The following is a 23,701-nucleotide window of genomic DNA, read 5'->3' as shown; positions in this document are numbered from 1 at the left end:
GTACTCTTCTTCTCGGCCGGAAAGCGGCCTCGAGGCCCATCGGGCTCCGAGGCCGAGGTCCAGTCATTGGGGTATGGTGTAATTGGCAACACAGCTGATTCTGGTTCAGCCATTCTAGGTTCGAGTCCTGGTACCCCAGCGGAGAATGTTGGTTCATCTCTCGGTGCACGGCCGAAAGTGGTTCAGCATCCGGCGATTTGGTCGCCGAGCTTCGGTCGGTTAAGCTGACCGAGCTTCCAGAGATCGAAAGGTCTCGAACGGTTGATCACCGCGGATACGCGGAGAGATCAAGTCCTGGCCCCGTCGTCTAGCGGCCTAGGACGCCGCCCTCTCAAGGCGGTAGCGCGGGTTCGAATCCCGTCGGGGCTACGCAAGATGGAAGGCCCATGCCCACGCGGTGTGGGCCTTTCTTGCTTCGCATTGTCTTGTGGGGGCGCGGCCCCCACACCCCGGCCCGGGAGGGGCTTCGCCCCCCGGACCCCCCCGTTGGGCTTCGCCCTTACCCCTTGGGCTTCGCCCTTGCCCCGGTTGTGGGGGCGTTTTCGGGAAGTCTTGCTAGTTGATTGGGCGATGGTGGGAAGTTTTCTGTTGGTTGGGTGTCTTTGCGGGGGGTTTGGGTCTTGGGCTCTGGGGTGGATTTGATCTTGTGGGCGGAAATCGTTCTTGGGTTTGCTCGGGGTAGGAATCGTCTGATTCCTGGGGCGGGGCGGCTTGTGTGGTGGTGGGGTGCTTGGGGGGGTGCTTGGAGGTGCCGAGTTCGGCCTGCCTCTTAGGCGTTCGAGTCCCTTGACCGGCCGAGTCCCCCGACCGGCCGAGTCCCCTGACCCGCTGGAGCCCTTGACCCGCTGGAGTCCCCCTGACAACACAGAAGCCTTCCAGGGTGCTGGAAGGCTTCTGGGTTGACCGTCTTACCCGCTCTTGCGGCGGAACTCTCGTTTGTGGCTCGCGCCCGTGTGTGGGCCGGTGGCCTTGGAGCGGCCGTCCAGGTGCGCGGGGGACTGCGAGGTCTGGGCGTTCTTCCGGTCCAGGGCCTCTCGGAACTTGCGTTTCACTTCGTCGGCACTGCCTGCCGGATTGTCGTCCGTCATCGCCTGCTCCTCGTCGTCGCGGCCGCGGCACGCGTCGGGGACCTCGGTGTGTCCGGCCGATGGATGCTGTCCGAACGGTAGTCCGTCTCGCGGCGGCTGTCAGCTGGTTTTCCGGCGCGCCGGAATCAGGCGGGATGTTCGGCGGTGCTGCCGCCCAGTGGCATGGCGGGCAGGCCGAGCTTGCGATGATCCCAGCTGCGGACGCGCTCGGGAACGACGCGGATGGCCACGCGCTTGTGCAGCATGGCCTCCACCATCGGGCGCATCTCCTCGCTGTAGGGGCCGGTGTAGCGCTCCCAGACGCTCACGCCGACGGCGAACAGCTTCGCGGGGTCATCGATGATCTCGGCGTGGCCCTCGATCGCCACACCGCGCAGCTGGTCGTAGGTGTCACCGGCCTCGATCATGCAGGTGATGCGGGGATCGCGGCGCAGGTTCACCGCCTTCTGCGATTTCGCCTTGGTCTCGAACCACACTTCGCCGTCGAGCAGCGCGTACCACATGGCGATGAGATGCGGGCTGCCCGTCGGGCCGATGGTCGCCATGGTCGCGATGCGGCTGCGCTCCAGGAATTCGGCGATCTCGGATTCGGACATCACGATCTGCGCGCGTTGGTTGACTCCCATACGCCAACTCTAGAGCCCGAAGTGTAGAACCTGTTACAGACGTTTGTGCAATGCCTCGGCGGCGGCCACCAGGTCGGCGGCCCAGCGCGCGCCGGGGCGGCGGCCCATGCGATCGATGGGACCGGAGACCGAAACGGCCGCGACGACCGCTCCGCCCGCGTCGCGGACGGGGGCGGAGACGCTGGCCACGCCCGCGGCTCGTTCGGCGGCGCTCTGTGCCCAGCCGCGTTTGCGTACCTCGGCCAGTGCTCGGTCACCGAAGACGGCGTCGGCGAGAATGGTGCGTTGCAGTTCGGGATCCGCCCAGGCGAGCAGTACCTTGGCGGCCGAACCGGCGGTCAGCGGCAGGCGAGAGCCGACGGGGACGGTATCGCGCAATCCGACCGGCGGCTCCAGGGCGGCGACGCAGACCCGCGCATTTCCGTCACGGCAGTACAACTGCACGCTCTCGCCGGTGATCTCGCGCAGGCGGGGCAGAATGACCGCGGCGGCCTCCTGGAGCGGATCGGAGGCGCCCGCGGCGAGTTGGGCCAGTGCCGGACCGGGGCGCCACAGTCCATTGCCGTCCCTGGCCAGCAGTCGGTGCACTTCCAGGCCCACCGCGAGACGGTGCGCGGTGGCGCGCGGCAGTCCGGTGCGGGTGCACAGTTCGTTGAGGCCGCACGGGTGCTCGGCGACGGCGTAGAGGACCGCCACTGCTTTGTCGAGAACGCCTATGCCGCTATGCTGTCTCATATAACGATACTAGCGTCTCGAATAATGAGATAGGCAACCTCCCGCGCCTGCGGGGACCGCGCCATCCGTTCGTTCGGGACATCCCTGTCGAATACCTGTGATCGGCGGCGCGCGCCCAGCCCGGTTCGCGTCCGCGATCGCACTCGGAAAGGTGATACGTAAATGGCCGACCGCCCACGCACCCTGGCAGAGAAGGTGTGGGATGAACACGTCGTCGCCCGCGGAGAGGGGGAAGGCGACTCGCGTGAGCCCGATCTGATCTACATCGACCTGCACCTCGTGCACGAGGTGACCAGTCCGCAGGCATTCGACGGCCTGCGCGCCGCGGGCAGGCCGGTCCGCCGTCCCGATCTCACCATCGCGACCGAGGACCACAATGTCCCCACCGTCGACATCGACAAGCCGATCGCGGACCCCGTTTCGCGCACCCAGGTCGAGACGCTGCGCCGCAACTGCGCGGAATTCGGTGTGCGGCTGCATCCGATGGGGGATCCCGACCAGGGCATCGTGCACGTCGTCGGCCCGCAGCTCGGTCTGACGCAGCCGGGCACGACCGTGGTCTGCGGTGACAGCCACACCTCCACCCACGGCGCGTTCGGCGCGCTGGCCATGGGCATCGGCACCTCCGAGGTCGAACACGTCCTTGCCACGCAGACGCTGTCGCTGCGCCCGTTCAAGACGATGGCGGTGAATATCGACGGCGCGCTGCCCGACGGGGTCACCGCCAAGGACGTGATCCTGGCCGTGATCGCGCGGATCGGCACCGGCGGCGGTCAGGGCTACGTCCTGGAGTACCGGGGCGAGGCGGTGCGGGCCATGTCGATGGAGGCCCGGATGACGATGTGCAACATGTCCATCGAGGCGGGCGCGCGGGCGGGCATGGTCGCCCCGGACGAGACCACCTACGAATTCCTGCGCGGACGTCCGCACGCCCCTCGGGGCGCGGACTGGGACGCCGCGGTGGCGTCCTGGGAAGCGCTGAAGACCGACGAGGGCGCGGTATTCGACGCCGAGGTCCACATCGACGCGAGCACGCTGACCCCGTTCGTCACGTGGGGCACCAACCCCGGTCAGGGCGCCCCGCTCGGGACGGCCGTGCCCGATCCGGCCGATATCGTCGACGAGACCGCCCGTGAGGCCGCGGAGAAAGCTCTGCGGTACATGGATTTGACGCCGGGAACTCCGCTGCGCGAGGTCGGCGTCGATACCGTATTCGTCGGATCGTGTACCAACGGTCGTATCGAGGATTTGCGTGCGGTGGCGAGCATTTTGAAGGGCCGCCGGGTCGCCGACGGCGTCCGAATGCTGGTTGTACCGGGTTCCATGCGGGTGCGGGCACAGGCGGAAAAAGAGGGTTTGGGCGAGATTTTCGCCGAGGCGGGCGCCGAATGGCGGCAGGCGGGGTGCTCGATGTGCCTGGGAATGAACCCGGATCAGCTTTCGCCAGGCCAGCGTTGCGCATCGACATCGAATCGTAACTTCGAGGGCAGGCAGGGTAAGGGCGGCCGAACACATCTGGTCTCGCCCCTGGTCGCGGCCGCCACCGCGGTCCGCGGAACACTGTCCTCGCCTGCGGATCTGGACTGAATCCCGCCCCCGATACCCACTCAGGAGAAACGATGGAACCCTTCACCGTGCACAAGGGGATCGGCGTGCCGCTGCGCCGGTCCAATGTCGATACCGATCAGATCATCCCCGCCGTCTATCTGAAGCGGGTGACTCGAAGCGGATTCGAGGACGGCTTGTTCGCCGCATGGCGGGCCGATCCCGACTTCATTCTGAACACCGAGCCGTACAAGCACGGCACCGTGCTGGTCGCCGGACCGGATTTCGGTACCGGATCCTCGCGCGAGCATGCCGTTTGGGCGCTGTCGGACTACGGCTTTCGGGTGGTCATCTCGTCGCGCTTCGCCGACATCTTCCGCGGCAATGCCGGTAAGGGCGGCTTGTTGGCCGCGCAGATGTCACAGAACGATGTCGAATTGCTCTGGAAGATGATCGAGGAACAACCCGGCATCGAATTGGTAGTAGACCTTCGAGCGCGAACGGTGACCGCCGGAACCGTCGTGTTGCCGTTCGATATTGATGACTACACTCGGTGGCGTCTGCTGGAAGGATTGGACGACATCGGTCTTACGCTGCGGCGAAGCGACGTCATCGCCGACTTCGAAAAGGCAAGGCCGAGTTGGAAGCCCACCACCCTCCCCGCGCATATTTCGCGGCCGTAATCACCGGATGGCGAAACCCGGCTACGATGGGGTGCGGTAGCTAGACGTGTGCTAAACCACGATGAATTTTGGCGTGGCACATAGACTCTTGCCCAAAGTGGGTTTACCGTGGTACCTAGTCGGTCCGACGACGGGCCATTAGTCTGCGGAGGATTCAATGAACAAGGCGGAACTGATCGACGTTCTGACCGAAAAGTTGGGTACGGACAGGCGCACGGCTACCGCGGCAGTCGAGCATGTGGTCGACACCATCGTGCGCGCGGTGCACAAGGGCCAGAGCGTCACGATCACCGGATTCGGTGTGTTCGAACAGCGTAAGCGTGCTGCCCGGGTGGCACGGAACCCGCGCACCGGCGAAACCGTCAAGGTGAAGCCGACTTCGGTGCCCGCGTTCCGTCCCGGCGCCCAATTCAAGGCCGTCATCGCGGGGAAGCAGAAGCTCGCCGCGACCGGTCCTGCGGTCAAGCGGGGCGTGAATGCCCCTGTGGCGGCTAAGAAGGCCGCCGCCAAGAAGACGGCGGCCAAGAAGACCGCCGCCAAGAAGGCGACCGCCACCAAGGCCCCCGCCAAGACCACGGCGCGTAAGGCCGCGGCCAAGGCGCCGGCAAAGACCGCCGCTCGCAAGACGGCGGTCAAGAAGGCGCCCGCCAAGAAGACGACGGCCACGGCGGCCAAGAAGACGACAGCGGCGAAGAAGACCACCACCGCCGCCAAGAAGACCACCGCCAAGGCCACCGCCGCCAAGAAGGCGCCCGCCAAGAAGACGACGGCCGCGGTCAAGAAGGCCCCGGCTCGTCGCGCTCGCTGAACCGCTCGACGGCGGTTCGGCACCGCCGGGTGATTCGCCGTAACGCAGCCGAATCACCCGCTGTACCGCGAAGAAACGGCCTCGGATCCACCGTCCGGGGCCGTTGCGTGTTCTGCGGTGAATTCCGCGCCGTGACCGGCGTGATTCAGGTTTTGACGAGTCCGTTGGAGATCGAGCGCTCGAGATGATCGGCGGCCACGAGCCGATCCCCGTGGAAGGACAACACCCACACGCTGCCCTTACGATTGCGCGCCGACGGCAAGGTCAGACCATCCTTTTCGGCCCACCAACCGAGCAGATCGGGAATCACCCTGCCCTGACTGCACACGACCCGCACCGTGTCCTCGGCCGCCAGTTCCAGCGCCCGCGCGCGCGCCCGCTCGGTCGCCTCGGCATATCCCCGTTCGGACAGCAGCGGTTCCACCGCTATGTCGACGCCCATTTTCTCGGCCAAGGGTCGCACCGTCTGCACGCATCGCAGCGGATTCGCGGAAACGACCTCTCGTGGCCCGAAGGCCAGTAGATTCGGAATCAGCGCCTCGGCCTGGGCGAAACCGGCCCGCTCGAGTGGGCGCAAGTCGTCGGAGCCGTCGAAGCGGTCTCGACGCCCGGCCTTCGCGTGCCTGACCACGAGCATGGTCCGCAGGCGGGCGGGCAGCCGGGAGAACGCGCGCACCACCTGTCGGTCCATCGGATACGACAGATGGTCCATCACGCGGTCCAGACGGTGCCAGGTGAGCACGTCCACTTCGGAATTGGCGCTGAATTCACCGCCGTCGGCCTCGGCCGCCCAGTAGTCGACCCGTTTGAGTTTGCGGTGTCCGGTCACCGGATAGGTGACATGGCCCAGGTACCGGCCGAGCCTGCACCGCAGGCCGGTCTCCTCCTCGACCTCGCGCGCCGCCGCCACGATCGGCGTCTCGCCCGGGTCGAGTTTGCCCTTGGGCAGCGACCAGTCCCGGTATTTCGGCCGGTGCACCACGGCGATCTCGACGATGCGCGGATCGTCCGGGCAGTGCCGCCAGACGACGGCGCCCGCGGCATGGATATTCGCGGTGACTCGTGGATCCCAGAAGGGTCCGGCCTCCTCGTACCCCGTCGAGCCGCTCACTGCTGTTCTGGCCTGCGCAGTCGCATGAGGAACTGTTGATGGTCGCGGACCTCGACGCCGTCGCTGCCCGCCTGTTCCGGCCACGCGTGCCAGCTGCCGTCGGGGCGCAGTATCCAGCAGCGGGTCGCGGGATTGAGGGCCGAATCGAACACCTCGCCGAGTTGGGCGCTCAGGCGCGGATCCTTCACCTGCGCCATGACCTCCACGCGGCGGTCCAGATTGCGGTGCATCATGTCGGCGCTGCCGATCCAGTATTCGTCCTGTGCCTGGAAGTGCAGGATGCGTGAATGCTCGAGGAAGCGGCCGAGGATCGAGCGCACCTCGATGTTCTCGCTCATACCGGGCACGCCCGCGCGCAGCCCGCAGATGCCGCGCACCACGATCTGTACGGGCACACCCGCCTGCGAGGCGCGGTAGAGCGCGTCGATGACCTGCTCGTCCACGATCGCGTTGGCCTTCAAGCGGATTCGGGCATCGATGCCCTGCCCGGCGAGTTCGATCTCGCGCTGGATGCGCTCGATGATGCCGGCGCGCACACCGTGCGGTGCGACGAGTAGGTTGCGGTAGTTGGCTTTTCGCGAATACCCGGTCAGTGAGTTGAACAGGTCGGTCAAATCGGCGCCGATTTCCGGTGCGGCGGTGAGTAATCCGACGTCCTCGTAGAGCCGCGCGGTCTTCGGGTTGTAGTTGCCGGTGCCGATGTGGCAGTAGCGGCGGATGGTCGAACCCTCGCGGCGCACCACCAGACACGTCTTGCAGTGGGTCTTCAGGCCGATGAGACCGTAGACCACGTGTACGCCCGCCTGCTCCAGTGCGCGCGCCCATTTGATGTTGGCCTGCTCATCGAAGCGGGCCTTGATCTCGACCAGCGCGACGACCTGCTTACCGGCCTCGGCGGCGTCGATGAGCGCGTTGACGATCGGAGAGTCGCCGGAGGTGCGGTACAGGGTCTGCTTGATCGCGAGCACCTGCGGGTCGGCGGCGGCCTGTTCGATGAAGCGCTGCACGCTCGTGGAGAACGAATCGTAGGGGTGGTGCACCAGCACGTCGCCCTCGCGCAGCGCTTGGAAGACGTTGCGCGGGGTCTCGCGCTCGCCGAAGGCGGGCGGGGTGGCGGGTACGTACGGTGTGTCCTTGAGATTCGGGCGGTCGACGCCGTACACCTGCCACAGGCAGGACAGATCGAGCAGCCCGGGTACCTGGATGACGTCGCCGGGATCCACGTCGAGTTCGCGCAGCAGCAGATCGAGCATGTGCTCGGTCATATCGTCGGAGACCTCGAGGCGAACCGGCGAACCGAAGCGCCGCCGCGCCAGCTCCCGCTCCAGCGCCTGGAGCAGATCCTCGTCGCGGTCCTCGTCGACCTCGAAATCGGCATTGCGGGTGATGCGGAAGGAATGGTGTTCGACCACTTCCATACCGGGGAACAACATGTCGAGGTGGGCCGCGATGAGCGCCTCCATCGGCAGGAAGGCCGCGATGGGCGACTCACCGTCCGCGCGCCGCACGCGCACGAACCGGTCGACGTTGTCGGGCACCTTCACTCGGGCGAAATGCTCACCGCCGGTGGCGGCGTCCTTGACCGTGACCGCGAGGTTGAGACTCAGGCCGCTGATGTAGGGGAAGGGGTGGGCCGGATCGACGGCCAGTGGGGTCAGTACCGGAAAGACCTGGTCTTGGAAGTGGTCCGATAGTCGTCTGCGTTCGTACTCATCGAGATCGGCCCAGTCGATGATCCTGATGCCCTCGGCGGTCAGCGCGGGCAGCACCGAATCGAGGAAGACGTGCGCGTGCCGATCGGCGATCTCCTGGGCCCGCGCGGCGATCAGCGCCAGCTGCTCGGTGGGCGAGCGACCGTCGGCCGAGCGCACCAGCAGGCCGGTCTCGGCGCGGCGCTTGAGTCCCGCGACCCGGACCATGTAGAACTCGTCGAGGTTCGACGCGAAGATCGCGAGGAATTTCGCGCGCTCCAGCAATGGCAGCGAAGCATCCTCCGCCAGGGCGAGTACCCGGGCATTGAAGTCGAGCCAACTGAGTTCTCGATTGAGGTAGCGATCACGTGGCAACTGTTGCTCGGCCAATGCGGCCGATACAGGTGTCGCGGCAGGCGGCGGTGTGGGGAGCAGCTGTTGCTGCCTGACAATATCCGTATCGCTCACGTACCGATCATCCCCTACCGGCGGGTTGGACTGCACGCCGACGTGAGGAATGACCGGTTACCGTGAGGACAGTGGCGATCGGCTAGCACACGTTGCGGACGGCCTCGTGAACGGCGCGGGACCAGCCGATATCGCGCAGCAGCGCCCGCGTGGTCGCCCCTGCGCCCAACTCAACGGCGCGATCCAGATCCTCGGCGGTGTCGACATCGTGGCGCAGTCCCGGCCAGTCACCCGCGAGTTCGACCGCGCCCGAGGCCACGTGGGCGCGCGCCGATCCCGGGCCGAACCGCGGATCGAGGTCGATCCCACCGCCCGCGAACAGCGCCGCGGTGCCGGTGCCCGCGTGATCGACCACGATCGAGCGAGCGCCGTCCGGCGCCTCCGACAGCATGGCGGCCAATTCCGCGGGCCGCACCGCGGGCAGATCGGCTTGCAGCGCGAGCAGGTCGACCGGACCGTGCGCGGCGCGCAGCGCCATCGCGGCGTCGGCGAGCGCGGCGTTCAGATCCGAGATGCGCGGTTCGGGATGGATGCGCGCACCCAGCGAGCGCGCGAGTTCGGCGACCCTCGGATCGGGAGTGACCACGGTGATCGAGCGGATCGACTCCACCGCCGAGGCGGCGATCAGCGTATCGGCGAGCATGGCCAGCACCAGCCGCGCCCGGCATTCGGGACGCAACCGATCGGCCAGTCTGCTCTTCGCCAGATCGAGGTTCTTCACCGCGATCACGGCGTGCACGGCGTGCGGGCGCATGGCGGCAATACTTCCACGTGCCGTGACGGCGGCGCTCGCCTGTGTCTTTCGGGGGGTATCGGGTCGCGTCGACCGCTGTTGATGGCATATTGAGCAGATGACGAGGGCTGCGGTACTTGGTGCGGGGTCATGGGGCACGGCGTTCGCGAAAGTGCTGGCCGACGCCGGGTGCGAGGTGACCATCTGGGCGCGACGCCCCGAGGTCGCCAAGGTCTTGGCGGACGAGCATCGCAACCCCTTCTACCTGCCCGATGTCCTCCTGCCTCCGGTCTCGGCCACCCACGATCACATCCGTGCGCTCGACGGCGCCGAAATAGTGGTGCTCGCGGTGCCATCGCAGTCGCTGCGCGGCAATCTCGAACACTGGAAGGACGCCATCGATGACGCGGTGGCGCGCAACGACGCGAGTCTGCTGAGTCTGGCCAAGGGCATCGAGACCGGCACGCTGCTTCGCATGAGCCAAGTGATCGGCGAGGTCACCGGGGCCGACCAAGATCGCATCGCGGTGCTGTCGGGACCGAATCTGGCCAAGGAGATCGCGGCCGAACAGCCTGCCGCGACCGTCATCGCGTGCACCGACAGCTACCGCGCGGCGGCCTTGCAGCACGCCAGCGCCTGCGGTTACTTCCGGCCGTACTCCAACACCGACGTCATCGGCTGCGAGATCGGCGGTGCCTGCAAGAACGTCATCGCCCTTGCCTGCGGTATCGCGGCGGGAATGGGTATGGGCGACAACTCGATCGCGAGCCTGATCACCCGCGGTCTGGCCGAGATCATCCGGCTCGGGGTCGCGCTCGGCGCCGAACCGGTGACGCTGGCCGGCCTGGCCGGCGTCGGCGACCTGGTCGCCACTTGCACCTCACCGCTGTCGCGCAATCGCTCCTTCGGCCACGTCCTCGGTGCGGGCGGTTCGATGGAGGCCGCCCAGCAGGCGACGCACGGACAGGTCGCCGAGGGTGTGAAATCCTGCACGTCGGTGCGCGCGCTGGCCGCCGCGCACGATGTGGAGATGCCGCTGACGACCGCCGTGCACCAGGTGTGCCACGAGCGCGTATCGGTGGCCGAGGCCGTCGGCAACCTGCTCGGCAGGCGCATCAAACCCGAATGAGCGCGCGCTCGGCCGTGGTACTCGGCGGCTGTGTTCACGGAACCGGCGGCGTGACGGGGCCGGAGGGCGTATAACGCGCGCGATGCGGGTACGGTTCCGAACATGACGAACCGGATCAGGGTGGCGGTGGTGTTCGGCGGGCGCAGCAATGAGCACGCCGTCTCGTGCGTATCGGCGGGCAGTGTGCTGCGCAACCTCGATCCGGAGAAGTACGAGGCCGTCCCCATCGGCATCACCGCCGAGGGCAGTTGGGTGCTTGGCACCGCCGACGTGGCCGCGCTCGGCCTGCGCGGCAAGCGATTGCCCTCGGTCGACCCCACCGGCACCGCACTCACCCTCACCGCGGACCCGGGCCGCGCGGGCACGCTGGTCGCCCTCGATGATCCGGCCGCCGCGCTCGGCTCGGTCGACGTGGTGTTCCCCATCCTGCACGGCCCCTTCGGCGAGGACGGCACCCTTCAGGGCATGCTCGAACTCGCGGGCATCCCCTACGTCGGCCCCGGAGTGCTGGCCAGCGCCGCGGGCATGGACAAGGAGTTCACCAAGAAGCTGTTCGCCGCCGAGGACCTGCCGATCGGCACCCAGGTCGTGCTGCGCCCCGGTGTCGAGACGCTGAGCACGGAGCAGCGCGAACTCCTCGGCCTTCCGGTCTTCGTGAAACCGGCGCGGGCGGGTTCGTCCATCGGCATCACCCGCGTGAGCGACTGGGCCGAGCTGGACGCGGCCATCGCGACCGCCCGCGCCCACGACCCCAAGGTGATCGTGGAAGCGGGCATCGTCGGACGCGAAGTCGAATGCGGTGTGCTGGAATTCCCGGACGGCCGGGTCGAGGCCAGCGTCGTCGCCGAGATCCGCGTGCCCGGCGCGCAAGCCTTCTACGACTACGACACCAAATACGTCGACGACGTCTGCGAATTCGACGTACCCGCGCGACTGGACGACGAGACCTCCGAGGAGATCCGCGACCTCGCCGTACGCGCCTTCCGAGCACTGGACTGCCAGGGCCTGGCCCGCGTCGACTTCTTCGTCACCGAGAACGGCCCGGTGCTCAACGAGATCAACACCATGCCCGGATTCACCGCCATCTCCATGTACCCGCGCATGTGGGACGCCAGCGGACTCGACTACGGAAAACTGATCTCGACCCTGATCGAAACCGCCATGGCCCGCGGCACCGGACTGCGGTAATTCCCGCCCACCACTCGAATTCAGCCCCAGCCCCCAAGCTCCCCTTCACCCCAACGCACCGACCCGCCCCACCCGAGAACCGTTCCATCGAGCCCCCGAAGCGCATTGTCGCGACCCACCTCACCCCGACTGCCCCGCACCCGAAGGCCGCACCTGAAGGATTCGCGGCCGTCTCGCGTCCGAGCGGTCGAGACAAAGCGACGAAGGAGCGAGTATCGGCTGCTCGGGCGCGAGACATAAGGGGCCGTGAATCCCGCCGTGCCGGAGGCGCGGCCAGAGATACCGTTCGCGGCCGTCTCGTGTCCGAGTGGTCGAGGCAATGCGACGAAGGAGCGAGTATCGGCTGCTCGGGCGCGAGACATAAGGGGCCGTGAATCCCGCCGTGCCGGAGGCACGGCCAAAGATACAGCTCAGTTGGGAAGGGGACCTGGGGTCGGGGGGTGTGGGGGGAGGTTCGCGACGATGGCGTCCGAGATCGCTTGGAGTGGGGTGGGGCCGGAGCCGTCGGGGACGGTGAGGGCTATGTAGGTCTCGCGGTCCACGGCGAACCAGGTACTCGCGGAGGCGGCGGGGTCGCGGACCTCGAACCACTGCACGGTGTTCACCAGTTGCAGAGGTGAGGCGCGGTTGAATTCGAGGGGTCGGTCCAGGCCGCAGCGCAGGACGATGGCGTCGCCGCCGTCGGGGCGCTGCCAGGCGCGGGTGGCGGGTGGGGCCGGTTCGACCAGTTGGGATTTGGTGTAGTCGCCGAGGGTCGCGGGCAGTGTCGGCATGAGGCCGGTGCAGGCGGGGCCGTCGGCGGCGGGCGCGGGGACCGGGCCGAGGGCCAGCGGTTCGCGTTCGGCGGGGATGGTGCGCGACATGATCGCGGCGATCAGCAGGCCGACGATCACGACGACCGGCAGGGCGATGGCGGTGGCGATGAGCGCGGGTGGGTAGCCGTAGTGGGCCGGTGTCTCGTCGGAGGCGGATCGATCGGCGCTGGATGTACTCGGAGTCGCATCGTCCGCGGGCGACGGGCCGGTCGCCTTCGACGAGTCGCTGTCCGCCGAGTCCGCCGCCATTCGTATCGACCTTCCTTCGTATCCGGCCGGCCGTTCCCGGCGTGCCTCGATTGCCCTGGACAGGGTACCGTCGACCCGTTTCCAGCCGGTATGGCGCCTCGCGCGCCCGCCGGGGCCGACCACGGGAGAGGTGAGGGTCGATCAGCGAGGGCACGGGGCCGCGGACCGTAGGCGAATTGGGGGAGTTCGCGCTCATCGACCGCATCAACGCGGGCAGATGGCAGAGCCCGGCCGTGCTGCTCGGCCCTGGTGACGATGCCGCGCTGGTGGCGGCGCCGGACGGGCGTTTCGTGGTCACCACCGACATGCTGGTGCAGGATCGGCATTTCCGGCTCGACTGGTCGAGTCCTTACGATATCGGCCGTAAGGCCATCGCGCAGAACGCGGCGGACGTGGTGGCGATGGGCGCGGTGCCGACCGCGTTCGTGGTGGGACTGGGCTGTCCGGCCGATACGCCGCTGGAACTGGTGGACGGACTGGCCGACGGGCTGTGGGCCGAGGCGGGGCGGCTCGGTGCGTCGGTGGCGGGAGGCGATCTGGTGCGCAGCCGCGAACTCGTCGTCTCGGTCACCGCCTTCGGTGATCTGCGCGGTCGCCCCCCGATCACCAGATCCGGTGCCCGCGTGGGCGACACGATCGCGGTAGCGGGGGTGCTCGGCTGGTCGGCCGCCGGACTCGCGGTGCTCACGGCAGGCGCCGACCGCGCGGAGTTCGCGGATGTGGTTGCCGCGCATCGTGTTCCGCGGCCACCCTACGCGGCGGTGCTGGATCTGCTTTCCCGCGCCCGTGACGCACCGGCGCCGCACGCGCTGACCGATGTCTCCGACGGTCTGCTCGCCGATCTCGGGCATATCGCCGCGGCGTCGAAGGTGCGCGTCGACGTGGATTCCGAGGCGGTGCGCGATCGGTATCTGGAACGGATCGCGGCGGCGTTGAGCGCCGATGCGGCGCAATGGATTCTGTCCGGCGGTGAGGAGCACGCCTTCGCCGCGGCCTGGCCCGCGACGGCGGCGCTGCCGGTCGGGTGGCGCCGCGTGGGAAGCGTGTGCGCAGGTCACGGTGTCACTGTCGACGGTGTGGCGCGTGCGGGCGCGCACGGCTGGGAATCCTTCGGCGGGGCAGACTCGGCGGGCTCGGCCGAGCCACGATAGGTTGTGCGGTCATGGGCGCGAAACCATTGTCGGAAATCATCGATCCGGGCTGGGCGCGAGCACTCGAGCCGGTCGCCGACCAGATCACAGCCATGGGTGAATTCCTGCGCGCGGAGAACGCCGCGGGCCGGGGTTACCTCCCGGCGGGCGAGAATGTGTTACGCGCGTTCCAGCGCCCCTTCGACGCCGTTCGCGTGCTCATCGTCGGCCAGGATCCGTATCCGACCCCCGGCCACGCCATGGGGCTGAGTTTCTCTGTGGCGCCGGACGTTTCGCCGATACCGCGCAGTCTGGCCAATATCTTCGCCGAACTGGCGAAGGATCTCGGACACCCCACGCCCTCGTGCGGTGATCTGAGTCCGTGGTCGGATCAGGGCGTGCTGCTGCTGAACCGCGTGCTCACGGTCGCGCCCGGACAGCCAGCCTCCCATCGTGGCAAGGGCTGGGAGAAGGTCACCGAACAGGCCATTCGTGCCCTGGTGGACCGCGACGAACCGCTGGTCGCCATCCTCTGGGGAAAGGACGCGGGCACGTTGAAGCCGGCGCTGGCCGCAGCCGAGGTCCCCTACGTCGAATCCGCGCATCCCTCGCCGCTGTCGGCCTCGCGCGGCTTCTTCGGTTCCCGGCCGTTCTCCCGGGTCAACGAACTGCTCGATGAACTCGGTGCCGAGCCCGTCGATTGGCGCCTGCCCTGATCCACCGACCGTCCGGCGGACGCCGGACACGTATCACCGCTCGACCGCAATCACAGAGGAGCTCTCCCATGCACCACCAGACAGTTCGCGGCGCGCTGCGCGGCACCACCGCCACCCTGGCACTGTGCGCCGCGCTCGCGGGCGGCACCGCGGCCGCGAGCGCGGCCACCATCCCGCTCGAACCCGCGACCGATGCCACGGCCGCCCCCGTCGGCGAGGAGTTCACCTCGACCGGCTCCTCCACCATCTCCGCGTCGGTGAACGCCAAGGTCACCTGCCTGTTCCAGAACACCTTCAGCGGTACCAAGCTGAACTGCTGAACCCCGAATCCGCGAGGCCCGCGCCGGTCCGGTTCCGCGCTGTGCGATCCTCGGATCGTGAGTAATGCGAACTATCTGCTCGAGCCGGTCCGGTTGCGGCTGCGCGGTTCGGGCGGGATCGAACTGGCCGCCGACCACTTCGGCCCCGAGGACGGCCCGTTGGTCGTCTTCCTGCACGGTGGCGGTCAGACGCGCCATTCCTGGAAGCAGACCGGCGCGAAACTCGGCCTCGCCGGTATGCGCGCGGTCACCCTGGACGCCCGGGGACACGGCGACAGCGACTGGTCTCCTGGCGCCGACTACCGGCGCGAGACAATGGTCGCCGATCTGATCGCGGTACTCGACCAACTCGGCGCCACCCCCGAGCGACCCGCGGTCGTGGTCGGCGCGAGTATGGGCGGCATCACCGGTCTGCTCACCGCCGCGCGACCGGCGGGCGCGGCCATCGCCGCGCTCGTGCTGGTCGATATCGTCACCCGGCCGGAGGCCGACGGCGTCGAGCGCGTCATCGGCTTCCTGAGCAGGCACCGGGACGGATTCGACACCGTCGCCGAGGCCGCCGACGCGGTGGCCGCCTATATGCCGCATCGCCCGCGGCCGAAGAGCACCGACGGCCTCATGCGCAATCTGCGCGAACGCGACGGCCGGTTCTACTGGCACTGGGATCCCGACATGCTCTCCGGCCGTGTCGATGACGCGGCGAGCATGGGCGAGGTGCTGGAGGCCGCCGCGCGCACGCTGACTCTGCCGGTGCTGCTGGTGCGCGGGATGCGCTCGGATGTGGTGAGCGCGGCGGGCGCGGCCGCGTTCCTGGAGCAGGTGCCGCACGCCGAGATGGTCGAGATCGGCGGTGCGGCGCACACCGCGGCCGGTGACGACAACGACGCGTTCACCGACGCGGTGGCCGATTTCGTCCTGCGTGCCCGCTGAGGCGGGGCGGACGGCTCAGTTGGTCGCGGTGTAGTCGGGTGCGCGCTTCTCGACGAAGGCGTCGACGCCCTCGCGGCCGGTGGGGCTCGACGCGGCGGCCGAGATGAATTCTCGTTCGCTGTCGAGTTGTTCGCTCAGCGTGGCCGTGGTCGACCGGGTCAGCAGCGTCTTGATGCTCGCGTGCGTGGAGCGCGGTCCGGCGGCCAGCGACGTGGCCAGCGCGAGCGCCTCGGCGCGTACCTGCTCGTCGGCGACGACGCGGCTGAGGATGCCGAGTCGCCGTGCCTCCTCGGCGTCGAGAATCGCGTCGGTGAGCAGGATCTCGCGGGCGCGTGCGGCGCCGACGACGCGCGGCAGGGTCCAGGACATGCCGCCGTCGGGGCTCAGACCGATGCCGGGGTAGGCCGGGCGCAGCCGGGTGGACTCGCCACCGATGGCGATATCCGAGGCGAGGACCAGGCTCATGCCCGCACCGGCGGCCCAACCGGTCACCGCGGCGACGACGGGGGCGGGGCTCGCGAGGAGTTCGCGGACGAATTCGTGCAGGTCGGTGGCGAGGCCGTGGATGTGGGCGGAGCGGTCCGGCGCCGCGGCGAATCCGCGGACGTTGCCGCCGGCGCAGAAGTTCGCGCCCGATCCGGTGAGCAGAATCGCGCCGATACCGTCGCGACGTGCGCGAAGTGCCGCGGTGCCCGCGTTGATGCCATCGAAATCCATCGAGGTTCCGTTGGCGGCGGTGGCGATGGTGATACGGAGAACGCCGTCGACGTCGGTGACGTATTCGGTCTGCTCGGTGGAGGTCATAATCTCGAACCCTAGCGCCCGATTCGCCGCCGACCAATGGCAGGCACGGGAGAATCGGCTCATGACCGGGCCGGGCGCACCATCCGCACCAGCAGCGCCGGGCTGAAATCCTCCCGCTTGCGCCCGCCGTCGTCGGCGAATCCGTGTCTGCGGTAGAAGGCGCGGGCGCGGGGATTCTCGTCGAAGACCCACAGGGAATACGAGGCGGCGGGAACGAGGGCGGTCTCGAGCAGTTCGTCGGCGAGACCGGTGCCGTACCAGGGGGATCGCACGTAGAGGGCGAGCAGTTCGCGATCCGCGACGGGCGGCTCGTCCCGTGTGTGGCCGGTGCTGACGAATCCGATCACGGTGTCGTCGAGTAGGGCGACTCGGGTGGCGTCCGGGTGGCGCACCCGGATGCGCTCCCACAGTTCGGCCCGGTGTTCGACGTCGAAGGCATCGAGCACATGCCCGGGTACCAGGTCCGCGTACGCCTCGCGCCAGCAGTCGATATGGCATTCGGCCAGCGAGCGGGTGTGCCGCGCGCCGAGCGGCACGATGTGTGGCTCAGCCATGCCGGCCGGTGACGGATACGCGAACGAGCCCCGGCACTCGGGTCGAGTAGCGGGGCCCGGAGGCGCTCATATTCGGCGACTCACCGGGTATGTCCACCGATGAGTCGAGACCGGACAGGCGAACCGCGGACTCAGCCGCGGACGACCTTGCCCGCCTTCAGGCAGGAGGTGCACACATTCATCCGGCGGGTGTTACCCGGGGCGACCTGCGCACGAACTGTCTGGATGTTCGGGTTCCAGCGACGGTTGGTGCGCCGGTGCGAGTGCGAGACCGACTTCCCGAAGCCGGGGCCCTTGGCGCAGACGTCGCAGACGGCAGCCATAGTCGCGAACTCCTTCATGTCGAGTGGGGACCGCCGCGCCGTGGCGGCCGTCCGAAAACGATGTCGTGATGTGCCCGCCGAGGGATCGGCAGCGCAAACCGGGAAGGCCGCGCGAGGCAACCCTGCAAGGGTAGCCAACGGCGACCCGATCCACCAAACCAGCGGCCTTCGCGACCGCGGTCGGTGACCGGTACGGCATCAGCCTAGCGGGCCGGTGTCGCGGTCCGGGTGGCGGGATGTCCCGCTAACCTGGCGGGGTCCGGTAGAGGTGCGGTGACGACGGGGAGTGAGGTGACGGTGGCCACGGAGCGGGACTCGATCGACGGCGCGGCATTGCTGCGCTGGGGCTGGACCTGTCTCACCGGTCTGGAACAGCGGCGCGAGGAGATCAACGCGCTCAATGTCTTCCCGGTCGCCGATTCCGATACCGGTACCAACATGCTGGCGACCATGCGCGCGGCCGTCCGCGAGGCCGAGACCGTCTGCGCCGAGCGGGCGGACGCGCCGGTGTCCGCGGTGGCATCGGCGATGGCCCGCGGCGCGATCCGGGGGGCGCGCGGCAACTCCGGCATCATCCTGTCGCAGGTTCTGCGCGGTATCGCCGACGCGGCCGAGTTCGGGGGCGGCGGCGCGCTGGCCGCCGAGACCCTGTGCGAGGCGCTGGCCATGGCGGCCGCGCTGGTCCGTCGGGCGCTGAGCGAACCCGTCGAGGGCACGATTCTCACGGTGCTCGATTGCGCCGCGGCCAGTGCCGCGGCCAGCAGCGACATCACGGTGGCCGGGGTCGCGCTGGCCGCCGCAGACGGCGCGGCCAAGGCGCTCGGTGACACCCCGTCCCAACTCGGGGTGCTGCGCGCGGCCGGTGTCGTCGACGCGGGCGCGCGCGGACTCGTGGTGCTGCTCGACGCCCTGGTCTCGGTGACCCGCGGCGAAGCGCCCGCCCGCCCCGACTACGCGCCCGGCGAGACCGGCGCCGACGAGAGCGAAACCGGCTCGCCCGAACCGCATTTCGAGGTCATGTACCTGCTCGCCGACTCCGATGCCGAGCGTGTCGACGTGTTGCGCGATCGGCTTGCCGCACTGGGTGATTCGGTGGTCGTGGTCGGCGACGGTGTCGAAACCTGGTCGGCCCACGTACATTGCGCGGACGCGGGCGCGGCGGTGGAGGCCGGACTCGCCGCGGGCAGGCTGAGCGCCATCAGGATCGAGAGTTTCGCCATCACCGCGGCCCCGGCCGAGGAGCACGCGCGCGCCCTGGTCCGCGGCGCGGGCCACCGCGGCGACGGGCCGGTCGATCGCGCGGTGCTCGCCGTGGTGTCCGGGGAGGGGGCCGCGTCGCTGTTCGAGGCGGCGGGGGCGGTGGTGCTCGGCGGCGACGATCCGGTGACCTCGGCCGCACTGCTGACCGCGATCCGGCGGATGCCCAACCGCGAGGTGCTGGTGCTGCCCAACGGCGCGTTGCCCGCGCACGAACTGGTCGCGGTCGGCGTGGCCGCGCGTGACGAGCACCGTGATGTGCTGATGCTGCCGAGCGGGTCGATGGTGCAGGGCATGGCCGCGCTGGCGGTGCACGATCGCGGCCGGATCGCCGTGGACGACGCCTTCGCCATGTCGGAGGCCGCCGCCGCGACCCGGTGGGGCTCGCTGCGCGCGGCCGACCATCGCGCGCTCACCATGGTCGGCACCTGCGAGGCCGGTGACGGCCTCGGTCTGGTCGGCCACGATGTCGTGCTCATCGATCGCGACGTGCGCTCGGCCGGGCGGACCCTGCTCGATCGCATGCTCGGACTCGGTGGAGAATTGGTGACCCTGCTGATGGGCGCCGCCGCGCCGGAGGATCTCGGCGCGGAGCTGGCCGCGCATATCGCCCGCGGGTTCCCCGGTGTCGAGGTCACCGTGTATTCCGGTGGGCAACAGGAGGATCTGGTGCAGATCGGGGTGGAATGACCCGCGGGCGAACGAAGGAATGAGTCATGGCGACACTCGGTGACAGACTCGACCACATCCTCGGCGCGAAGGCCGCCGATTCCTTGGCCGAATCCTTCGACATGACCACCGTCGAGGATCTGCTGCGTCACTACCCCCTGCGGTACGCCACCCAGGGCCAGCCGCTGACCGAGGAGGCGCCCGAGGACGGTTCGCACATCACCGTCGTCGGCCGCATCGCCAAGACCGAGCTGAAACCCATGCGCAATCGCCGCGGGTCGCTGCTGAAGGTGCTGCTCGACACCGGCGCCGGCCGCCCCGTCGACGTCACGTTCTTCAATGGCGACAAGGTGAAATACGTTGTCAAAGAGGGACTTCGGGCGATGATGTCCGGCACGGTGAGCTACTGGCGCCCCGGCAGCTGGAATCTGTCGCATCCGGGATATCTGATCCTGCCCGAGGTCGAGGACGATTCGGTGGGCTCGTTCACCAAGGTGCGCGGCGGAGGGGATCTGCGCGGACTGGCCGAGAGCGCGAAAGGCGCGGGCGGCGTGGACGTCTCGTTCATGGAACGCGAGTTCATCCCGGTCTATCCCGCCACGGCGAAGGTGCAGAGCTGGGATCTGCTGGCCTGTGTGCGACAGGTGCTCGAACAACTCGATCCGATCGACGATCCGCTGCCCGAATCCGTGCGCGCCGAACGCGGACTGCTGCCGGTCTCCGATGCGCTGCGGCTGATCCACCTGCCCGAACGGAAAGCCGATATCGACCGGGCGCGGGAACGGCTGCGCTTCGACGAGGCGCTCGCGCTGCAACTGGTGCTGGCCGAACGGCGTCACGAGGTCGCCGGGCGCACCGCGCGGGCGTGCGCGCCCCGCGCCGACGGCATCGCCGCCGCCTTCGACAAGAAGCTGCCCTTCGAGCTGACCGAGGGCCAGCGGCAGGTGATCTCGGAGATCTCCGCGGATCTGTCGCGGGTGCAGCCGATGCACCGGCTGCTCCAGGGCGAGGTCGGCTCGGGTAAGACGATCGTCGCGCTGCACGCCATGTTGCAGGTTGTCGACGCCGGTCATCAGTGCGCGCTGCTCGCGCCGACGGAGGTGCTGGCCGCCCAGCACTACCGGTCGCTGCGCGCCATGCTCGGCGAACTCGCCACCGCCGGTGAGCTGGGCGCGGCCGATCAGGCCACGAGTGTCGTGCTGGTGACGGGGTCCATGTCGGCCTCGGCCAAGAAGGCGGCGCTGTTGGCCGCGGTGACCGGTGCGGCGGGCATCGTGATCGGCACGCACGCGCTCATCCAGGACGCGGTGGAATTCTTCGATCTGGGCATGGTGGTCGTCGACGAACAGCACCGCTTCGGCGTGGAGCAGCGAGACGCGTTGCGCGCCAAGGCCGCGGCCGGTACGAGTCCGCACCTGCTGGTGATGACCGCCACGCCGATCCCGCGCACCATAGCCATGACCACCCTGGGCGATCTGGAGACCTCGACGCTGACCCAGCTGCCGCGCGGTCGCTCGCCGATCACCACCAGAGTCGTTCCGCGCAAACAGCATCCGAACTGGGTCGACCGCGCCTGGGAGCGCATCGTCGAGGAGGTCGGCGCGGGTCGGCAGGCGTATGTGGTGTGCTCGCGCATCGGCGACGACGAGGAGAACGCCGCGGCCGGCAAGGGAAAGGGCCGCGGCAAGGCCAAGACGGCCGAGGACAAGCAGGCGCCGACCACGGCGGCGGTGCTCGACGTCTTCGACGCACTGCGCTCGGGCCCGCTGTCGGGGCTGCGGGTCGGGCTGCTGCACGGCAGGCTGCCCTCCGACGAGAAGGACCAGGTGATGCGGGCCTTCAACGACGGTGATGTCGACGTGCTGGTCTGCACGACCGTGGTGGAGGTCGGTGTGGACGTGCCCAACGCCACCGTCATGGTCATCGTGGACGCCGACCGTTTCGGCGTCAGCCAGCTGCACCAATTGCGCGGGCGTGTCGGCCGCGGCGAACATCCCGGACTGTGTCTGCTCGTCACCGATGCCGCGCCCGGCGGATCGGCGCTGGCGCGGCTCGAAGCCGTCGCGGCCACCACCGACGGTTTCGAACTGGCCGTGCTGGATCTGCGTCAACGCCGCGAGGGCGATGTGCTCGGGTCCGCGCAGTCCGGCACCGCGCGGTCGCTGCGTCTGCTGTCGCTGCTCGACGATCTGGAGACCATCACCGCGGCACAGGAATTCGCCCGCCGGGTGGTGGCCGAAGATCCCGGACTGGTGGACCATCCCGGACTGGCGGGCATGATGCACGCGGCCGTGGACGCCGAACGCCTGGAATATCTGGCGAAATCCTGAGCGCGCTCAGCGCAGCGCGCGCGGATACGGCAGGTCGGTGCTGGTGTTCTCCGAGACCGCCAGTGGAGCGCCGATCTGCGGGAAGGCGCGCTGCGGACACGATGGCCGCTCGCACACCTTGCAGCCCGCGCCGATCGGCACCGCGGTCGAGGGATCGTCGAGTTGCATTCCGCCGGAATACACCAGGCGGTCGGCGTATTCGATATCGCAGCCGACGCCGATCGCGAAATTCTTGGTCGCCGTGCCGAATCCGTGTGGCGCGGTGAGCGCGGTGCGCGCGATCCACAGATAGCGACGCCCGTCCGGCATGGCCGCGACCTGCGTGAGGATGCGGCCGGGGTGGGCGAACGCCTCGTGCACGACCCACAGCGGACAGCTGCCCCCCACTCGGGAGAAGTGGAAGGCGGTGGCGGACTGGCGTTTCGAGATATTGCCCGCGCGATCGGCGCGCACCAGGAAGAACGGGACGCCGCGCTGACCCTGGCGTTGCAGGGTGGACAGCCGGTGGCATATCGTTTCGAATCCGACCTCGAAACGCAGGCTCAACAGATCGATGTCGTAGCGCAATTCCTCGGCCGAGCGCAGGAACCGGCCGTAGGGCAGGATCAGCGCGCCCGCGAAATAGTTGGCCAGACCGATGCGAGCCAGCGTGCGCGATTCCCCGGTGAGAGCACCGGATTCGTCGAGCACGGCGTCGATATCGTCGCTGTAGAGCAGGAAACCGAGGGTGGTCGCGATCTGGAAGGCGCGCTGTCCGGGCCGCAGCCGCCGCGCCAGGGTCAGTGTGCGGCTCTCGGCGTCGTAGTGGCGCTTGGGGATCGAGGGATCGGCGCCGTCACCGCGCACGAGAACGGTGACACCCGCGCGTTCCTCGGCGATCCGGGCGAGTTGGCGGTCCAGCGAGCCGATGGTCAGATTGCACTCGTCGAACAGGTGCTCGGCCGCCATATCCAATTTCGGAATGTGATTGTGGTGGTCGTAGAAGAAGTCCCGCACGTCCTCGTAGGGCATGGGCACACCCGGCGCGCTCGCCGGCGCGGCGACCCGCGAGGACAGCAGATCGAGTTGATCGGTGGCGGCGCGCAGGCGGCGATGCATAGCGACCAGGATGCGGGCCACCTCGGGCTGTCTGGTGGCCAGTTCCTCCACCTCGGTCAGCGGCGCGCTGTCGCCGCCCGCCGCGTCTACCAGCACCTCGTGCAGGTCGGAGACGAGTCGGGCGTCGGAGTCGGTGGCGAAGAACTGTACGTCGAGGTCGAAGGTTGAGTTGAGTTTCAGCAATACCGGAATGGTGAGCGGTCGCTGATCGCGCTCGAGCTGATTCAGATAGCTGGGCGATAGATCGAGGGATTTCGCCAGCGCCGCCTGCGTCATCCGTCTTTCCTCGCGTAACCGCCGCAAACGGGCGCCCGCGTACATCTTCCGCACGGGCGAATCCTAGCCCGCCCGGTTTGCAGGCATCGCAGAATGCGCGGTAACCCCGGCGCGGGGAGGTGCTGTGCTAGGGGTTTGCCCGAATGGTGTGTCTGCGTAGCGTGCGAAGTGCGCGTGAGGGGCGGAACGCGAACCGGCTGCCGCGCGGGTACCCGAGCGACGCGGGTGGTCGCGTGGTTTCGGACGGGTTCACCCGTTTGCCCGGAGGGAAGGCCGCCGCCGTGCGGCCCGCCGCGTTTCGGACATGTGACCAACGGGTAGTAGATCAACCGGAACGGGACCGTATTATCACGCGGCGCAACGGATTCCGAGCCCGTCGGACGGGTCGTCCCGACAGGCGCGGATACCCGCGCACCGAGGTATCG

The 23,701-nt window shown here is 68.6% G+C and carries 22 protein-coding genes and 2 tRNA genes; 13 read left to right on the top strand and 11 right to left on the bottom strand.

The features are described from left to right. Window positions 1–67: 67 nt before the first annotated feature. Both APZ21_RS17730 and APZ21_RS17725 read left to right on the top strand, forming a co-directional pair. A tRNA-Gln gene (locus APZ21_RS17730) sits at window positions 68–139 on the top strand. Window positions 140–296: 157 nt separating this feature from the next. Continuing rightward, a tRNA-Glu gene (locus tag APZ21_RS17725) sits at window positions 297–369 on the top strand. Window positions 370–908: 539 nt separating this feature from the next. On the opposite strand, the gene APZ21_RS17720 is transcribed toward APZ21_RS17725, so the two are convergent. From APZ21_RS17720 to APZ21_RS17710, 3 genes are all read right to left on the bottom strand, one after another. Beyond that, window positions 909–1,088, bottom strand: coding sequence for a DUF5302 domain-containing protein (locus APZ21_RS17720; protein ID WP_054814357.1), 180 nt, complete (start codon window positions 1,086–1,088; stop codon window positions 909–911). Window positions 1,089–1,213: 125 nt separating this feature from the next. Continuing rightward, window positions 1,214–1,714, bottom strand: coding sequence for a pyridoxamine 5'-phosphate oxidase family protein (locus APZ21_RS17715; protein ID WP_054814356.1), 501 nt, complete (start codon window positions 1,712–1,714; stop codon window positions 1,214–1,216). A gap of 33 nt (window positions 1,715–1,747) precedes the next feature. Then, on the bottom strand, window positions 1,748–2,449 hold the full coding sequence (locus APZ21_RS17710) for an IclR family transcriptional regulator (protein ID WP_054814355.1): 702 nt from the start codon (window positions 2,447–2,449) through the stop codon (window positions 1,748–1,750). 162 nt (window positions 2,450–2,611) lie between these two features. On the opposite strand from APZ21_RS17710, the gene leuC reads away from it, so the two are divergent. The 3 genes from leuC (at window position 2,612) to APZ21_RS17695 (ending at window position 5,485) form a co-directional block, all read left to right on the top strand. Next, window positions 2,612–4,036 carry a 3-isopropylmalate dehydratase large subunit gene (leuC, locus tag APZ21_RS17705; RefSeq protein WP_054814354.1) on the top strand — a complete coding sequence of 475 codons (1,425 nt, stop codon included), beginning with the start codon at window positions 2,612–2,614 and terminating at the stop codon, window positions 4,034–4,036. 32 nt (window positions 4,037–4,068) lie between these two features. Continuing rightward, window positions 4,069–4,677 carry a 3-isopropylmalate dehydratase small subunit gene (gene leuD / locus APZ21_RS17700; RefSeq protein ID WP_054814353.1) on the top strand — a complete coding sequence of 203 codons (609 nt, stop codon included), beginning with the start codon at window positions 4,069–4,071 and terminating at the stop codon, window positions 4,675–4,677. Between the two features lie 157 nt (window positions 4,678–4,834). Beyond that, window positions 4,835–5,485: an HU family DNA-binding protein gene (locus tag APZ21_RS17695; RefSeq protein WP_054814352.1), complete on the top strand. Its 651-nt coding sequence runs from the start codon at window positions 4,835–4,837 to the stop codon at window positions 5,483–5,485. Between the two features lie 145 nt (window positions 5,486–5,630). On the opposite strand, the gene APZ21_RS17690 is transcribed toward APZ21_RS17695, so the two are convergent. The 3 genes from APZ21_RS17690 to cofC form a co-directional block, all read right to left on the bottom strand. After that, entirely contained in the window at window positions 5,631–6,596 is a 966-nt protein-coding gene (locus tag APZ21_RS17690) for an NUDIX hydrolase (RefSeq protein WP_054814351.1), read from the bottom strand. Next, window positions 6,593–8,755, bottom strand: coding sequence for an RNA degradosome polyphosphate kinase (locus APZ21_RS17685; protein ID WP_054814350.1), 2,163 nt, complete (start codon window positions 8,753–8,755; stop codon window positions 6,593–6,595). Before APZ21_RS17685 ends, APZ21_RS17690 begins: the two co-directional genes overlap by 4 nt. Window positions 8,756–8,837: 82 nt before the next feature. Beyond that, complete coding sequence (gene cofC / locus APZ21_RS17680; protein WP_054814349.1) at window positions 8,838–9,509, bottom strand: 2-phospho-L-lactate guanylyltransferase; 672 nt, start codon at window positions 9,507–9,509, stop codon at window positions 8,838–8,840. A gap of 97 nt (window positions 9,510–9,606) precedes the next feature. Between cofC and APZ21_RS17675 the strand changes: the two genes are divergently transcribed. Continuing rightward, window positions 9,607–10,617 (top strand): NAD(P)H-dependent glycerol-3-phosphate dehydrogenase, encoded by a 1,011-nt coding sequence (locus APZ21_RS17675; RefSeq protein WP_054814348.1) that lies wholly within the window; start codon window positions 9,607–9,609, stop codon window positions 10,615–10,617. Between the two features lie 102 nt (window positions 10,618–10,719). Next, a complete protein-coding gene (locus tag APZ21_RS17670; protein ID WP_054814347.1) occupies window positions 10,720–11,805 on the top strand; it encodes a D-alanine--D-alanine ligase family protein in 1,086 nt (361 codons plus the stop codon). Window positions 11,806–12,215: 410 nt separating this feature from the next. Here the strand turns inward: APZ21_RS17670 and APZ21_RS17665 are convergent, their stop codons facing one another. Then, on the bottom strand, window positions 12,216–12,869 hold the full coding sequence (locus APZ21_RS17665; protein WP_054814346.1) for a DUF3515 domain-containing protein: 654 nt from the start codon (window positions 12,867–12,869) through the stop codon (window positions 12,216–12,218). 140 nt (window positions 12,870–13,009) lie between these two features. On the opposite strand from APZ21_RS17665, the gene APZ21_RS17660 reads away from it, so the two are divergent. The 4 genes from APZ21_RS17660 to APZ21_RS17645 all read left to right on the top strand — a co-directional run bounded on the left by APZ21_RS17660 (window position 13,010) and on the right by APZ21_RS17645 (window position 15,965). Next, window positions 13,010–14,020: a thiamine-phosphate kinase gene (locus APZ21_RS17660; RefSeq protein ID WP_054814345.1), complete on the top strand. Its 1,011-nt coding sequence runs from the start codon at window positions 13,010–13,012 to the stop codon at window positions 14,018–14,020. Window positions 14,021–14,031: 11 nt separating this feature from the next. Continuing rightward, on the top strand, window positions 14,032–14,715 hold the full coding sequence (locus APZ21_RS17655; protein WP_054814344.1) for a uracil-DNA glycosylase: 684 nt from the start codon (window positions 14,032–14,034) through the stop codon (window positions 14,713–14,715). A 68-nt stretch (window positions 14,716–14,783) separates the two neighbouring features. Then, a complete protein-coding gene (locus APZ21_RS17650; protein WP_054814343.1) occupies window positions 14,784–15,035 on the top strand; it encodes a hypothetical protein in 252 nt (83 codons plus the stop codon). Window positions 15,036–15,092: 57 nt separating this feature from the next. After that, a complete protein-coding gene (locus tag APZ21_RS17645) occupies window positions 15,093–15,965 on the top strand; it encodes an alpha/beta fold hydrolase (RefSeq protein WP_054814342.1) in 873 nt (290 codons plus the stop codon). Between the two features lie 15 nt (window positions 15,966–15,980). On the opposite strand, the gene APZ21_RS17640 is transcribed toward APZ21_RS17645, so the two are convergent. The 3 genes from APZ21_RS17640 to rpmB all read right to left on the bottom strand — a co-directional run bounded on the left by APZ21_RS17640 (window position 15,981) and on the right by rpmB (window position 17,646). Beyond that, the gene (locus tag APZ21_RS17640) at window positions 15,981–16,769 is read right to left on the bottom strand and encodes an enoyl-CoA hydratase/isomerase family protein (protein ID WP_054814341.1); all 789 of its coding nucleotides are present in this window, start codon (window positions 16,767–16,769) and stop codon (window positions 15,981–15,983) included. Between the two features lie 59 nt (window positions 16,770–16,828). Next, the gene (locus tag APZ21_RS17635; protein ID WP_054814340.1) at window positions 16,829–17,323 is read right to left on the bottom strand and encodes a GNAT family N-acetyltransferase; all 495 of its coding nucleotides are present in this window, start codon (window positions 17,321–17,323) and stop codon (window positions 16,829–16,831) included. 131 nt (window positions 17,324–17,454) lie between these two features. After that, the gene (rpmB, locus tag APZ21_RS17630; protein ID WP_011210730.1) at window positions 17,455–17,646 is read right to left on the bottom strand and encodes a 50S ribosomal protein L28; all 192 of its coding nucleotides are present in this window, start codon (window positions 17,644–17,646) and stop codon (window positions 17,455–17,457) included. Between the two features lie 297 nt (window positions 17,647–17,943). Here rpmB and APZ21_RS17625 point away from each other — a divergent pair, with 297 nt between their 5' ends. Together APZ21_RS17625 and recG are read left to right on the top strand one after the other, a co-directional pair. Beyond that, window positions 17,944–19,593: a DAK2 domain-containing protein gene (locus APZ21_RS17625; RefSeq protein WP_054814458.1), complete on the top strand. Its 1,650-nt coding sequence runs from the start codon at window positions 17,944–17,946 to the stop codon at window positions 19,591–19,593. Between the two features lie 26 nt (window positions 19,594–19,619). Next, window positions 19,620–21,902, top strand: coding sequence for an ATP-dependent DNA helicase RecG (gene recG / locus APZ21_RS17620; RefSeq protein WP_054814339.1), 2,283 nt, complete (start codon window positions 19,620–19,622; stop codon window positions 21,900–21,902). Between the two features lie 6 nt (window positions 21,903–21,908). On the opposite strand, the gene APZ21_RS17615 is transcribed toward recG, so the two are convergent. Beyond that, window positions 21,909–23,330: a short-chain fatty acyl-CoA regulator family protein gene (locus tag APZ21_RS17615; RefSeq protein WP_174553563.1), complete on the bottom strand. Its 1,422-nt coding sequence runs from the start codon at window positions 23,328–23,330 to the stop codon at window positions 21,909–21,911. Between the last annotated feature and the right edge of the window lie 371 nt (window positions 23,331–23,701).

The organism is Nocardia arizonensis (assembly GCF_001310275.1).
Lineage (GTDB): Bacteria > Actinomycetota > Actinomycetes > Mycobacteriales > Mycobacteriaceae > Nocardia > Nocardia arizonensis.
Note: the sequence above shows the minus strand (reverse complement) of the source record. Positions and strands in the feature narration are given on the sequence as shown.